12 protein-coding genes are annotated in these 13,472 nt (G+C 66.3%); 1 reads left to right on the top strand and 11 read right to left on the bottom strand.

The features are described 5' to 3' along the window. From M1617_00130 to mfd, 9 genes are all read right to left on the bottom strand, one after another. A partial coding sequence (locus tag M1617_00130; GenBank protein MCL5886708.1) for a hypothetical protein occupies nt 1-768 on the bottom strand: 768 nt, incomplete at its 3' end. A gap of 53 nt (nt 769-821) precedes the next feature. After that, nucleotides 822-1,352 carry a DUF501 domain-containing protein gene (locus tag M1617_00125; GenBank protein MCL5886707.1) on the bottom strand — a complete coding sequence of 177 codons (531 nt, stop codon included), beginning with the start codon at nt 1,350-1,352 and terminating at the stop codon, nt 822-824. A 5-nt stretch (nt 1,353-1,357) separates the two neighbouring features. Further along, nucleotides 1,358-1,825 carry a septum formation initiator family protein gene (locus M1617_00120; protein ID MCL5886706.1) on the bottom strand — a complete coding sequence of 156 codons (468 nt, stop codon included), beginning with the start codon at nt 1,823-1,825 and terminating at the stop codon, nt 1,358-1,360. Nucleotides 1,826-1,915: 90 nt separating this feature from the next. Continuing rightward, nucleotides 1,916-3,322 (bottom strand): pyruvate kinase, encoded by a 1,407-nt coding sequence (gene pyk, locus M1617_00115; GenBank protein MCL5886705.1) that lies wholly within the window; start codon nt 3,320-3,322, stop codon nt 1,916-1,918. A gap of 22 nt (nt 3,323-3,344) precedes the next feature. Continuing rightward, the gene (locus M1617_00110) at nt 3,345-4,214 is read right to left on the bottom strand and encodes a class I SAM-dependent methyltransferase (protein MCL5886704.1); all 870 of its coding nucleotides are present in this window, start codon (nt 4,212-4,214) and stop codon (nt 3,345-3,347) included. Between the two features lie 6 nt (nt 4,215-4,220). Then, nucleotides 4,221-5,504, bottom strand: a complete 1,284-nt coding sequence (gene eno / locus M1617_00105; GenBank protein MCL5886703.1) for a phosphopyruvate hydratase — start codon at nt 5,502-5,504, stop codon at nt 4,221-4,223. Between the two features lie 8 nt (nt 5,505-5,512). After that, complete coding sequence (mazG, locus tag M1617_00100; GenBank protein ID MCL5886702.1) at nt 5,513-6,943, bottom strand: nucleoside triphosphate pyrophosphohydrolase; 1,431 nt, start codon at nt 6,941-6,943, stop codon at nt 5,513-5,515. Between the two features lie 28 nt (nt 6,944-6,971). After that, nucleotides 6,972-7,970, bottom strand: coding sequence for a peptidylprolyl isomerase (locus M1617_00095; GenBank protein ID MCL5886701.1), 999 nt, complete (start codon nt 7,968-7,970; stop codon nt 6,972-6,974). 23 nt (nt 7,971-7,993) lie between these two features. Next, the gene (mfd, locus tag M1617_00090) at nt 7,994-11,410 is read right to left on the bottom strand and encodes a transcription-repair coupling factor (GenBank protein MCL5886700.1); all 3,417 of its coding nucleotides are present in this window, start codon (nt 11,408-11,410) and stop codon (nt 7,994-7,996) included. A 200-nt stretch (nt 11,411-11,610) separates the two neighbouring features. Here mfd and nth point away from each other — a divergent pair, with 200 nt between their 5' ends. Then, nucleotides 11,611-12,300 carry an endonuclease III gene (gene nth / locus M1617_00085; protein ID MCL5886699.1) on the top strand — a complete coding sequence of 230 codons (690 nt, stop codon included), beginning with the start codon at nt 11,611-11,613 and terminating at the stop codon, nt 12,298-12,300. Here the strand turns inward: nth and M1617_00080 are convergent. Next, a complete protein-coding gene (locus M1617_00080; GenBank protein MCL5886698.1) occupies nt 12,269-12,712 on the bottom strand; it encodes a hypothetical protein in 444 nt (147 codons plus the stop codon). The two genes, nth and M1617_00080, sit on opposite strands and share 32 nt — an antisense overlap. Beyond that, nucleotides 12,709-13,464 carry a DUF554 domain-containing protein gene (locus M1617_00075; protein MCL5886697.1) on the bottom strand — a complete coding sequence of 252 codons (756 nt, stop codon included), beginning with the start codon at nt 13,462-13,464 and terminating at the stop codon, nt 12,709-12,711. The genes M1617_00080 and M1617_00075 overlap by 4 nt, the downstream gene beginning before the upstream one ends. Nucleotides 13,465-13,472 lie beyond the last annotated feature (8 nt).

The raw sequence follows: 13,472 nt of genomic DNA, 5'->3' as shown, positions 1-13,472 counted from the left end.
GCCCGGATGCAGGCCCACCACCTCGCGGCGCTCGGCGACCGTGAGTCCCGAGAGCATCGCGAGCATCGAGGCCACGTCGGCGCGGGTGATCCGCGATCCGTGCACTCGGGCCGGGTCGTAGACCGCGAGTCCCTGCTTGATTGCCGAGAGCGACGTCGCGGTCCCGGCGACCGAGACCAGTGTGTCTGGCGGCTCGAATCGCGGCTCGAAGAAGGCGCCAAGCTCGCCGATGACCCACCCGCGGGCGCGCGCCAGCTCGCCTGGAGTCGGCGGGTCGGAGTGCAGAAAGGTCTCGGTGATCCTGCGCGAGCCCACGTCGATCGAGCGTGCGCGCTCGATGCGCCCGCGTCCGCCCGCGGCGTCGGTGGCTGCCGGGCGGCCCAGCACGAGCTCGGTCGAGCCGCCGCCGATGTCGTTGAGCAGCACGCGCGAGTAGCCAGCGCCCCAGGTCGCGCCTGCGAACGACAGCGCGGCTTCCTCGTCGCCGCCGATGATCTCAAGCGTGATGCCGGTCTCCCCGACCGCCGAAAGCAGGCTCTCGCCGTTGCTCGCATCCCTCGATGCCGAGGTCGCGATCGCCCGCACGCGCTCTACACCCGCGCTCGCCATCGCCTGCGCATAGCGCGCTGCGACCTGGCGCACGCGCTCGATGGCATCCGCCGAAAGCGCGCCTGAGCTCGTGAGCCCTTCGCCCAGGTGCACGATATCGGTGCTGCGCTCCACTTCGGCGATTGAATGCGCGGTCACGTCGGCGATCAGCAGGCGCATCGTCACGGTGCCCAGGTCGATCGCGGCCAGCCTGCGGTGCGCCTCGGCGGGCATCAGGAGTCCACGATGCTGGCGCAGAGGTCGGCCGGGCAGCAGGGCGCGATCATCGCGCCGAGCACGGAGTCGCCGACCGGGTCGTCGAGTCCGGCGATGTAGGTCGCGACATGGGCGTGGACGCACTTGGTCGAAAGCGGGCTCTTCTGGCCTGCGATTCCAACGTGCGGTGTCGGGTCGACACCGCCGGCCGCCTCCTTGCGCATCTGGCGGTACCTGGCATCGGCGGCGATCATCCGGGTCCGCAGCTCGGGGTCGGTGGCGAGTGTCTGCGCCCACTCGGAGATCACGCTTGCGCTCTCGAGGCCGTCCACGTACTTCACCAGCCACGGGCAGGTCAGGTAGAACAGCGTCGGGAAGAGCGTGCCATCGTCGAGTTCGGGTGCGGTCATGATGACGACTGGACGCCCATGGCGGCAGCGCGCCTTCACCCACCAGTCGCCCCTGGGTTCACGCCCGAGTTGCGCTGCGACCGTTCGGGTGTCCTCGGCGGATGCCTTAGGCTGCGGTTCGACGATGAAGTCGTTCATGGCGGCTAGCCTTCGAAGCCGAAGACCACGTCGAGGACCCGCCGCAGCAGACCCGCATCCGGCGGGCGGTACATGGCCTGCTCGACGGGTTTGGACTCAGCGGGGGCGGGCGAACCGGTCGCATCGACGACCACGTAGAGGTTCTCGCCCTCTCGCACGAAGCCCAAGCTCTCGCGGGCCACTTCCTCGACTCCCGCGGGGGTTTTGAGGCGCTCGACGCCCTCGCGCAGCTCGGCGTTGCGCTGCTGGGCCGCGGCGAGCTGGGCCTGGAGCGATTCCTTCTCGCGCTGGGCTTGATAGTGTGTCCGAGCCACCGGGTAGTATGACCATGCGGCAGCTACAAGGACGACGGCGAGAAACAGGGGCACCAGGCGCATCCGAAGCGGCGAGCCTGTGCGGCTCTTGCCCGTCTTACCTGCGCCTTTCCCTGCCGAAGTCTTGGTTCTGTTGTGCGACTTGTTCTTCGATTTCATCTGCGATGTTGTCCGATTTAGAACCGACCGGCAATCTAACCGAAAGCTTACGCTTTCCGTAACGCTGATTCTAGCACAAGGTCGGGCGGCTCACCCCCCGATCGTGCGCACCACCACGAAGTCGGTGGCTCCCGAACGCCGAGAAGCGATCCCCGCGGTGACCGCGACCCGGTCGCCGACGGCAGCGAGTCCCGCGGCGAGCAGCATCTCGTCGATGGCAGCGAGCATCTCGGCAGTTGCGTCAGCGAGCGGGAGGACGACCGGCATCACGCCGCGCACCAGCGCCAAGCGGCGAGCCACGTGCGGGTACGGCGTCGCGGCCACGATCGGCGCCGACGGGCGGTGCCCTGCGATCGTGCGGGCAGTCGCGCCCGACTGCGTCGCGGTGACGATCGCGACGACCCCGAGGTCCTCGGCGAGCTCGCGTACCGCCGCGCTGACGGCCTCGGTGATGCTGCCCTCGGCGCTGCGGCCCAGCGGCTTGCGGCTGGCGGGGCCCATCGACTCCTCGGCGGTCACGGCGATGCGCGCCATCGTCTCGACCGAGCGCACCGGCCACGCCCCGACCGCGGTCTCGGCGGAAAGCATCACCGCGTCGGCGCGCGAGAAGATCGCGTTGGCGACATCCGAGGCCTCGGCGCGCGTGGGCTTGGGCGCGGTGATCATCGACTCGAGCATCTGGGTGGCGACGATCACCGGGGTCGCGCTGTCGCGACACGCCGAGATGATCTTGCGCTGATACACCGGCACCTGCTCCGGCGAGGTCTCCACGCCCAGGTCGCCGCGGGCGACCATCACGGCGTCGGACTCGGCGATGATCGCGTCGATGTGCTCCATGGCCTCGTGCTTCTCGATCTTGGTGACGATCGGCACCGGGCGCTCGCCCATGAGCGCGCGCAGCTCGGCCACGTCTTCGGGTCGCCTCACGAACGACTGCGCGACGTAATCGACACCTGCCGAAAGTCCCCAGGCGAGGATCTCCCGGTCGTAGTCGGTGATCGGTTCGACTCCCAGCGAGACGTAGGGGACGTTCACGCCCTTGTGGCTGGTCAGGGGCCCGCCGGTCACCACGGTCGTGTGCACGTCGGCGCCTGCGATGGAGTCCACGACGAGCTCGATCCTCCCGTCGTCGATGAGTATCCGGTCACCTGCCGAGACATCCGCCGCAAGCCCGGTGTAGGTTATGCCGGCTTGCGATGAGTCCCCAGCGCACTTGCGCCCCAGCAGCACGAAGCGCTCGCCTGCAACGAGCTCGGTGCCTTCGGCGACTTCGCCCACCCTGACTTTGGGACCAGCCAGGTCGAGCAGCACGGCGACGTGGCGACCGGCCTTCTCGGCGATCTGACGGATGGTCGCGAGTCGGATGGCGAGCTCGTCGGCACCGGAGTGCGAGGCGTTGAGCCTGGCTACGTCGAGCCCGGCGTCGATCAGCTCGGCGAGTCGTTCCTCGGAGCTTGTGGCAGGGCCGATCGTGGCGATGATCTTCGTGCGGCGCATCGTCTCCCCTTCTTCGAACGACTTAGAGTAGTTCCTTACCTATACCCGTTTCGCCGCTCTTGGGGAGTCGAACCACCTGGATCGCGTCGCCCTGGAGCCTGACCGTCAACCCATCGCGGGCGATCCGATGCGCGGCGGTGCGCATGTTGCCGTAAAGTCGCTCGAGGCCCTCGGGGTCGGTCTCGATGAATGCGGCACGGTCGCCGCCGGCCAAGAAGAGGCGGATGAGTCGCGTTGCGGTCCCGCGCTCGTGCGGATAGGGTACCGAGATGCGCGCGGCGTCTGCGCCCCAATCCTCCTGGGCGTGCAGCGCCATGCATGCGGGGCGCCAAGTGCTGACCTCGGCAATCAGGAGGACGGCTCTGCGATGCGCGAGCGGCTCGACCTCGCCGTTGGTCACGATGCGGACGCGGGCCTCGATGCCTTGCTTGGCCACGCTCCTCGCCAGATAGGCCCAGTCGAGCGAGCCGTCGTCATCGAGCATGAAGACTACGCGCTCCCGGACCCTAATCGCCAGCTGGATGAAGAGGCGATACAGGTCGACGCCCCGTCTGGGGGTGAAGGTCACGACCGCAACGTCGAAGGTGTCGTCATGCACCAGGTCCTCTACCATCCCCTGGCGGATTGCAAGTCTCGGCGATTCGGCGACGTCGCTTGAGAGCAGATGCCTGAGCAGTCCGGCGCTGGGCTCCATCGCGGTCACGTGGCCCGAGCGTTCAAGCAGCGGCTTGGTCAGCAATCCGGTGGCCGCACCCACTTCGAGCAGGCGCTTGCGACGCGGAACCTCCTCGAGCAGAGCGCCAAGGAGCTCAGGGAAGATCCGGTCCCGACCAAAGTCGATGTCGTATTTGTCGGCGAGTCTCTCGCGACGCGCAAGGGAGTCGTCGAGCATGCTCCGCTACCCCATCCGCGGCAAAGCGGCCGCTCCGGGATAGACCGACGACTCCTCGAGCTCCTCTTCGATGCGTAGCAGCTGATTGTATTTGGCGACCCGGTCGGAGCGCGCGGGGGCACCGGTCTTGATCTGCCCGGCGTTGACCGCGACGGCCAGATCCGCGATGAAGGTGTCCTCGGTCTCGCCGGAGCGATGCGAGATCACGCAGGTGTAGCCGGCCCGGTGCGCCTTTTCGATGCACTCGAGCGTCTCGGTAAGCGTCCCGATCTGGTTGACTTTGATCAGGATCGAGTTCGCCACGCCCGTCTCGATGCCGCGCACAAGCCGCTCGGTGTTGGTGACGAACAGGTCGTCGCCGACGAGCTGGACCCGATCACCCAGCCTCTCGGTGAGCAACCGCCAGCCGTCCCAGTCCTCCTCGGCCATGCCATCCTCGATGCTGACGATCGGGTAGCGGTCCACGAGGTCGACCCAGAACTCTACGAGATCTGCCGAGGTAAGCACTCGGCCTTCGCCCTCGAGGTGGTACGCGCCGTCGCGGTAGAGCTCGGTCATCGCCGGATCAAGCGCGAAGACCACCTGTTCGCCCAGGGTGTAGCCTGCCGATTCGACCGCTACCGAGACGACCTGCAGCGCCTCTTCGTTGCTCTTGAGGTCGGGTGCGAAGCCGCCCTCGTCGCCGACGCCGGTCGCCAAGCCCCGCTTGCGGAGCACGTCTTTGAGGGTGTGGTAGATCTCGGCGCACCAACGGGTTCCCTCGGCGAACGTCGAGGCCCCGATGGGCATGATCATGAACTCCTGCAGGTCGATGTTGTTGTCTGCGTGCGCGCCACCGTTGAGGATGTTCATCATCGGGACGGGCAGGACGTGCGCGTTCACTCCGCCGATGTGCCCGTAGAGCGTCATGCCGCGCGACTCGGCCGCCGCACGTGCACACGCGAGCGATACGCCCAGGATCGCGTTCGCGCCCAAGGCCGACTTGTCGCTGGTGCCGTCCAGCGCGAGCAGCGTGGCATCCACGAGGCGCTGATCGGTCGCGTCGATGCCGACGAGTTGCGGCATGATGGTGTCGTTAACGTTGAGGACCGCGCCCATGACGCCTTTGCCGCCGTAGCGCGCGGACTCGCTATCGCGCAGCTCGCGGGCCTCGTAGGCACCGGTCGATGCGCCGCTGGGCACCGCCGCACTGCCGAACGAGCCGTCCTCGAGCAAGACCTCGACCTCGACTGTGGGGTTACCACGCGAATCCAATATCTCCCTGCCAAAAACATCAACGATGTGACTCATGTTCATCTCTACCCTTCGGTCGACTGTCGACTACTTCTCTTCGCATCCAGCCAGAACCCTTCGAGTTCCTCGCTGGACATGTCTTCTAGGTTCATTCCCGCAGACCTGACGGCGGCCTCGACGTGCTGCCACCGCCCTGTGAACTTCGAGCAACTCTCCTTTAGCGCGTCTTCGGCCTCGATGCCGTGCTTACGCGCGAGGTTCACGATCGTGAAGAGCAGGTCGCCGATCTCCTCGCGCACCTGCGGCGAGCCTGGCGGCGCGGCCTTGACCTCGTCGATCTCCTCGTGGACCTTAGCCCAGACGTCATCGACTGTAGCCCACTCGAACCCGACGCCCACGACCCGGCGCGACATCTTCTGCGCGAGCATCAGGGCTGGCATGGAGCGCGGGATCTCGTCGAGCAGCCCTGCCGAGGATTCGCTGCGCTTGATCGCGTCCCAGTTCGCTGTGACCTGCTGCGATGTCTCGGCGACCGTATCACCGAACACGTGCGGATGGCGCCTCCGGATCTTATCGACGATCGAGTCGACGACATCGTTCATGGTGAAGTCGCCCCTCTCGGAAGCGATCTGTGCGTGCAGCACGACCTGGAGCAGCACGTCGCCGAGCTCATCGGCGAGCTTCGCTGGGTCCTCAGACTCGATGGCGGCCACGGTCTCGTGGGCTTCCTCGATCAGGTGGCGGCGCAGCGACATGTGGTCTTGCTCCCGATCCCACGCACAGCCCTCCGGCCCGCGTAGCTGCTCGATGATGCGCACCAGCTCCGAGAAACCGGTGGGGGGCGCCAGACGCCAAGGGCCGATGTAGACCGTCACGTCGCCCAAGACGCAGGTCTCCTTGAGGGCACCGACCGTGGACATGGAAAGCGAGAATCCGCCGTCCGCTAGGTGAGTGGCAAGGACGATCTCATGGTCGGGCGAGTACAGGGACGCAAGCCGGTCGGCCACTTTGCGGGTGGCGACGCCGTTGTGCACCCCGGTGATGACCAGGTGCGCCCCGCGGTCACCGATCGAGGGTCCCCAGGTCTTCGCATCGACGAGATGCAGGTCTGCCGTCAGGTCGATGTCGAAGGCCATGAGTAGGAGCTGGAATGGCGAGTAGAAGGGGTAGACGTTCACGTCACATCTGGATTTCAGCAGCAGATCGGACAGGAGTCGCTGATTGAGGAAAGGATAGCCTGAGGTCACGTAGGTGACGTCAGACTCCTCGGCGATTCGGGCGAGGTGCTCGACGACTTGCTCATGGCTGGAATCGTCATGGTCGGCGAGGTCCGCGAGGGACAAATGGGCGATGCCGGCTTGCTGGAGCGCGGCATCGATCGAGTCATCAGCGCCGGAGACTATCACCTTATCGGCGCAGCGAAGTCTGTCGAGGGTAGCGGACGACATCCCGTTTCCGGCGTCGATCCCGCTACCCACTATCGTTATCGAGCCCATCAAACCGCCCCTCGATCCGAGCTCATGGTTATTGGCCGGACCCACCTTCAGGTGCTGGCTCGGCGCCCTCTGCAGGAGCAGGCGGCTGCAGCTCGGGGATCAGGATCTCGATGTCGGCAGTCTCACGCAGCTCGGCGAGAAGCGACTGGTACGCTTCGGCATCACGCTGCTGCAGGATCCTCTGCTCGATCTGCTCGGTGACCTCCTCCAGCGGAATCACACGCTCCGGACGCTGCTCCATCGCCTTGATGATGTGCCAGCCGAACTGGGTCTCGACCAGATCCGATACCTGGTTGATAGCCAGCGCATCCAGTGCCTGCTGGAACTCGGGCACGAACGGCACCGTCGGCCAGCCCAGATCGCCACCGCTCACTGCTGTGGCCGTATCCGTGGAGTGCTCTTCAGCCAGTGCTGCGAAGTCGCCGCCTGCGCGGATCTCAGCGAGCACGCGCTCGGCGGTCTCCCGATCAGCGGTCTCGAAGAGGATGTGCGATGCGCGCTTGGCTGCTTGCTCGGTGAATTGGACCGCCTTGTTGGCGTCGTAGTATTCCTGGATCTCCTCAGGCAGGACCTCTGTCTCCTGATTGATCTCTGCGAGTAGCGCGGTTGTCAGGAGCTCCTGCCGAAGCTGATCGTTGAGCTCCTCGAGAGTCATGCCGTTCTGCGACAGGGCGGCCTCGAACTGCGCCTCGTCGACGAAGCCTGCTCTGAGCTGCTCAAGCCTCTCCTCGACCTGTGCGTCAGTGACTTCGACTCCACGCTCTTCGGCTGCCTGACGCCACAAGATGGCGTCGATCTCCCGGTTCAGCACAGCTTGGCGGAACTCAAGGAGCCTGGCTTCGCCATCTGGCCCTTCGAACATCTGAGGCGATGTTTCCCGCAACCTATCTACCTGTGCGTCGATGACGGCGATCGGGATGCCCTCGCCATTGACGCGCGCGGCCAGGTCTTCCTGGGCGCATCCGGTCGCTCCTACTGCAAGGCCGAACGCTAGAACTCCTGCCAGTACTGTGCGGAATACTCTCACGAATCCTCCTACAAGGTAATCGGCTAGACGATGGAGCCAAGTATAGCACCAAGGCACTTCAAGGTAGTTCTCATCACAGAACCTTCACATTTCGCCGGGATGGCGACCGTCCCCTGCTTCGCGAAGTAGAGCGCGCGAAGAGCGACGACGCGCGCTTTCTGCTCGTCGGAAAGCGAAAGCGGACCCATCACGACCTTCTCGCGCTCGAGCGAGATGCTTGTGACGCCGGCCTCGGTGGCCATCGCCTTGATGCGCGCCACGTCAAGCAGGTTCCTGGCGGGTTCGGGAAGCGGCCCCAGGGTTTCGGCGATATCGCGCTCGATCGCTTCGATCTCCGCAAGGTCAGCCGCCGAGGCGATCCGCCGATAGAAGCGCACCCGCTCGGGCATGCGGGGAGCGTACTCCTCGGGCAGGTAGGCTGGCACCGCGAGATCGATCGTGACCTCCGAGGTCGGAGCCACCTCCTCGCCCTTGGCCTCCATCACGGCCTCGTGAAGCATGTCGACGAACAGGTCGAATCCGACCGCGCTCATGTTACCGCTCTGCTCGGGGCCCACGAGGTTGCCCGCCCCGCGGATCTCCAGGTCGCGCATCGCCACCCGGATGCCACCGCCCAGTTCGGAGTTGTCGCGGATCGCGGTGAGCCTCTCGGCAGCCTGCTCGGTAAGCGCGTCTGCCGACGGGAAGAGGAAGTACGCGAACGCCCGGACGTGGCTGCGGCCTACTCGGCCTTTGAGCTGGTAGAGCTGGGAGAGGCCCAGGCGCTGGGAATCCTCGATGATGAGCGTGTTCGAGTGCGGGTTGTCGATGCCGCTCTCGATGATCGTGGTGGCGACCAGCACGTCGTATTCGTTTGCCGAGAACGCCTCCATCACGCTTTCGAGCTGCTTCTCGTTCATCTTGCCGTGCGCGACGCCGATCCGGGCGTCCGGGGCCGCGCGATGCACGCGCGAGAGGGCGTCGTCGATGCTCCTGACCCGGTTGGAGACGTAGTAGACCTGCCCTTTACGGTCGAGTTCCTTCTTTATCGCCGAGGCAACCAGGTTCTCGTCCCACTGCCCGGCGTAGACCTGCACGGGGTGGCGGTTGGACGGCGCCGTGTCGATGACGCTCATGTCCCTGACGCCGGAAAGCGACATCTGCAGTGTGCGCGGGATGGGCGTCGCCGACATCGCGAGGATGTCGACCTGTTCCCTGAGGTTCTTGAGGTACTCCTTGTGCTCGACGCCGAATCGCTGCTCTTCGTCGATGATCACCAGCCCGAGCGAGCGCGGCGACACGTCGCGTGAGAGCAGCCGATGCGTGCCGATCAGCACCTCGACCTCGCCTTTCGCGAAGCCGTCGATCGATGCGCGCTGCTGGGCCGCGGTGCGGAAGCGCGACAGGACCTCGACGCGCACGCCGAAGGGCGCGAACCTCTCCGAGAAGGTCGTGAAGTGCTGCTGCGCGAGGATGGTGGTCGGGCAGAGGATCATCACCTGCTTGCCCTCCTGCGCGGCCTTGAAGGCTGCGCGGATCGCGACCTCGGTCTTGCCGTAGCCGACGTCGCCGCAGATCAGGCGGTCCATCGGCCTTTGCGACTCCATGTCTGCCTTCACGTCGGCGATCGCGGCTAGCTGGTCGGGCGTCTCGATGTACGGGAACGCCGACTCCATCTCCACCTGCCACGGAGTGTCCGGCGCGAATGCGTGGCCTTGGACCGCCGCGCGGCGCGCGTACAGGTCCACCAGGTCGAATGCGAGTTTCCTGGCAGCCGTCCTCGCCTTGGTAGTCGCCTTCGACCAATCCGTCGTGTTGAGGCGGGTCACCTTGGGCGAGTGGCCTTCGGCACCTACGTACTTGGTGATCCTGTGGATCTGCTCGACCGGGACGTAGAGCTTGTCGCCCTTGGCATAGATGAGCACCAGGTAGTCGCGCTCGATGCCCATGACCTCCTTGCGCTCCATCTGCGAGAAGAGCGCGATGCCATGCGCCGAGTGGACCACATAGTCGCCCGGCGCGAACGTGAACGTGATACGCGCGGACTCCGCCTTGCGCGCCCGTTGCTTGGCTGCGGCGGCTCGGGGGAAGACGTCGTCGGTGGCGATGAGCGCGAGGTGCGCCTCGGGCATGACGAAGCCTGCAGGGATCTCGATGGGTGCCAGGTGCACGACGCGCCGCTGCAGCGTGCCCGCGGTCCCGCCGCTGCCGGGCTCGCCGCCGAGGTCGGCGAAGGAGATGCCAGCCTCCGTCAGCTCCTCGGTGATGCGCTCGCGGGTCTCCCTGTCCGAGGCGGCCATGACGATCGCGAGGTCCCGTTCCACCAGCGCTCGCATCCCTTCGGCGAATCCTTCGCGCCTTGCCGAGAGCTCCGGTCGCGACGCCTCGAGTCGCGCATCGATGACGCCCTGACCCGACATGAGCGAGAGCATGGTCACCTTTCGGCGGCTCGACAGGTCGAGGCCGGACGGACGCAGGTAGATTTCATCGGGGTTGACCCGCGCGAACCTCGCCAGCGCGGCGACCTCCTCGTAGCGCTTGGTGGCGTCGGTGAAGAGCGAGACCGGCTCCACGACGATGAGTGATCCCGCGGCCGGGACGTAGTCGGTGGCCGCGCCCGCGCTCTCGTAGAGGAAGGGCAGGTAGCGCTCGATGCCGTTGAAGTAGATGCCGGCCTGCATGAGTTCGAGGTGCTCCGTGACCACCGGGCTCAGTGCCGCCCGGTCCGCCAAGGCTCTCGTCGCGCGCTCCACGGCGCGCCCCGACAGGGCGACCTCGCGGGCGCAGAATATCTCGGCTGAGTCGATCTGGCCGATCGATTGACCGGTGCCGGGCACGAACCTGCGCAGCGACTCGATCTGGTCGCCGAAGAACTCGGCGCGCACCGGATAGGGCAGGTCACTGAGGTAGATGTCGAGGACGCCTCCTCGGATCGTGAACTCGCCACGTGCGCTGGCGGCCTCGACGCGGTCGTAGCCCATGCGTGCGAGGCGTGCGGATATCTCGGCCATGTCGTGCTCGTCGCCGACCGTAAGTGCCAGCGGATCGAAGACCTGGCTGCCTTGCGGCGCCACCGCTCGCAGCAGCGACCTAGCACTTGCGACCACAAGCACCGAGCGACCGGTGGCAAGCGCATGGAGCGCCCGGGCGCGCATGCCGACGCCCTCGATATCGCGGCCGTCGGGAACCCACGGCAACACCTTCGCCTCGGGATAGCGCAGCACCCGCTCTGCGCCCAGGAGCGCCGCCGCCGTGTTGGCGAAGCGGGCCGCGCCCTCCTCGCCTGCGACGACGCACAGGATCGGGCCCCCGAAACCGTCGGCAATCGCCGAGGCGAGCAGCGGCCTTACGGCAGCTGGCGTCGAGACGGCCGCATCGATGTTCTCGGCGAATGCGGCGGCGATGGCGGACCATGCCTTGGTGTGGGCGAGGTCGGCGGACAGGTAGCGGATGATCGACATGAAAGCGGCTCCTCTTGGCGAGCACGACGGGGCGGGGCGGGTCCGGCAAACGTGGCTAACCCGCGACGATCGTTCGGCGCGGGGCTCACGTAGGGTATCCCCGATATCGTGGCCGGTCAAGCAGGAAGCGCGGTATGATTCACAGGGACCCGCGCTTTGCGGGCCTGTTCGAAGCTAGCCACCACAGGAAGGAGCGCCCCGTGCCCCAAGAGCCGATACCGATGCTCGACGATGCCGAGCGCCGCCGCCTGGCCGGACTCTACGCCGAGAGGCTCGAGGCCGCCTACGGGGACCCTGAGCCCGCATTGCACTTCGGCGATCCATGGGAGCTGCTCATCGCAGTGATCCTCTCCGCTCAGACCACCGATGCCGCCGTCAACAAGGCCACCCCCGCGCTGTTCGCCGCCTACCCGGATGCGGCGGCGCTGGCCAAAGCCGAGCAGGAGGACGTCGAGGCTCTCGTGCACTCGCTCGGGTTCTTCAGGCAGAAGGCCCGCAGCATCATCGCGACCGCGAAGATCGTCGTCGCCGAGTACGACGGCCAGGTCCCGAACACCATGGAGGATCTCACGCGCCTGCCCGGCGTCGCGAGGAAGACCGCCAACATCGTGCTGGGCACAGCCTTCGGAGTCGTGGTCGGCATCGCCGTCGACACGCACGTGCTGCGACTCGCGCACCGCCTCGGTCTGTCCTCCGAGAAGAACCCCGACAAGATCGAGCGCGACTTGATGGCGGTGTTTCCTCGGCAGGTGTGGTATCGGATGAACTTCGACCTGATCACGCACGGGAGGGCTGTGTGCGACGCCAAGCGACCGGCGTGTGACGGATGCTTCCTCGCGGACATCTGCCCGAGTGCGTTCAAGGTCGGTCGAGCGGTCCACCCGTCATGATGAACGTCGTGATCCACGCCGCCATGCCGATGAACGCGAACACCGCCACGACCCGCCATATCCGCTGGTAGCGGATGTAGCGCTCGTACTGCGCGCGGGTGGTGACCCGCTGTAGCGCGATGCCGTCGGCGGTGCGCGCGTAGATCGCCTGCAGGCCCACGGTGACCGCGGCCATGCCGATGCCTGCGACGGTCGTCCAGGCGCCCAGCGTGCTTTCGGAGCGCAGCATGTTGTCGACGAAGACCCAGGCCGGCAGGAACATCACGCCCCACCACTGACGGTTGGCGATCCCCCATATCGGCGGGATCAGGAAGGCGGCCCAGTTGAACTTCGGGATCGCCAGCGTCTCGGTGGCCCCTGCGGGCGGAGCGGGCGCGCTTGCGAGCGCTTCGGCAGGCTCGATGTCGCTCATCCGAGCCACCCGGCCAGAAACGCCGCGACGAAGACTGCGGGCAGCATGTTACCCACCGGGAACCGCTTGATCCCGGCCAGGTCCAGGCCGATCACGAAGATGAGTGCACCGCCGGTAGCCTTGATCGCGTCAAGCACGGCCTGTGTGATCAGCGGCTCGAGAGACGCTGCGCCGAGGGCGATGCTCCCCTGCAGCAGCAGGATCACGATCCCCGAGAGCGCCACCCCAGCGCCAAGGGTCGTGGCCAGAGCGATCGCCGCCATCCCGTCGAGAGTCGCCTTCAGGTACAGCAGCGAGGGGTCCCCCAGGCCATCCTGGATCGATCCGAGGATCGCCATGGCCCCAACCCCGAAGAGCAAGGACGCCGCAACGAATCCTTCGACGAGTGTGTGGCCCTTCTCGGAGGGCTCTGCTGATTTTCCGGGACCTAGGATCGGCATGCGTGTCGCGGCGGATTGCAGTTTCTCGCCTAGCCACTCTAGGCGGCGCTCGATGCGCATCGCTTCGCCAGCCAGAGAGCCGATCACAAGCGCGCCAACGAACACGAGCGACGAGTATTTACCCAGGTCGCTCGATCCCAGCGATGTCAGTCCGCCAATGCTCATCGAGGCACCGAGGATCATGGTCGACAGCCCGATTGCGATGAATGCTATGGATTTGAATCTCTCGGAGATCAGCCGCCCGAAGAGCAGGCCGATTCCGGCGCCCAACATGATCGCAGCAACGTTGACCAGCACACCGATCCCGCGCATAAAGCTCC

The sequence above is a fragment of the Actinomycetota bacterium genome, assembly GCA_023488435.1.
Taxonomy (GTDB): domain Bacteria; phylum Actinomycetota; class Coriobacteriia; order Anaerosomatales; family UBA912; genus UBA912.
Note: the sequence above shows the minus strand (reverse complement) of the source record. Positions and strands in the feature narration are given on the sequence as shown.

What these genes read in the sequence shown, in the direction of transcription:
- M1617_00110 (MCL5886704.1), bottom strand. Translation starts at nt 4,214, where the DNA reads ATGCTCGACGACTCCCTTGCGCGTCGCGAGAGACTCGCCGACAAATAC.
- M1617_00080 (MCL5886698.1), bottom strand. Translation starts at nt 12,712, where the DNA reads ATGAGCGACATCGAGCCTGCCGAAGCGCTCGCAAGCGCGCCCGCTCCG.
- M1617_00075 (MCL5886697.1), bottom strand. Translation starts at nt 13,464, where the DNA reads ATGCGCGGGATCGGTGTGCTGGTCAACGTTGCTGCGATCATGTTGGGC.
- eno (MCL5886703.1), bottom strand. Translation starts at nt 5,504, where the DNA reads ATGAGTCACATCGTTGATGTTTTTGGCAGGGAGATATTGGATTCGCGT.
- pyk (MCL5886705.1), bottom strand. Translation starts at nt 3,322, where the DNA reads ATGCGCCGCACGAAGATCATCGCCACGATCGGCCCTGCCACAAGCTCC.
- M1617_00120 (MCL5886706.1), bottom strand. Translation starts at nt 1,825, where the DNA reads ATGAAATCGAAGAACAAGTCGCACAACAGAACCAAGACTTCGGCAGGG.
- M1617_00125 (MCL5886707.1), bottom strand. Translation starts at nt 1,352, where the DNA reads ATGAACGACTTCATCGTCGAACCGCAGCCTAAGGCATCCGCCGAGGAC.
- mazG (MCL5886702.1), bottom strand. Translation starts at nt 6,943, where the DNA reads ATGGGCTCGATAACGATAGTGGGTAGCGGGATCGACGCCGGAAACGGG.
- mfd (MCL5886700.1), bottom strand. Translation starts at nt 11,410, where the DNA reads ATGTCGATCATCCGCTACCTGTCCGCCGACCTCGCCCACACCAAGGCA.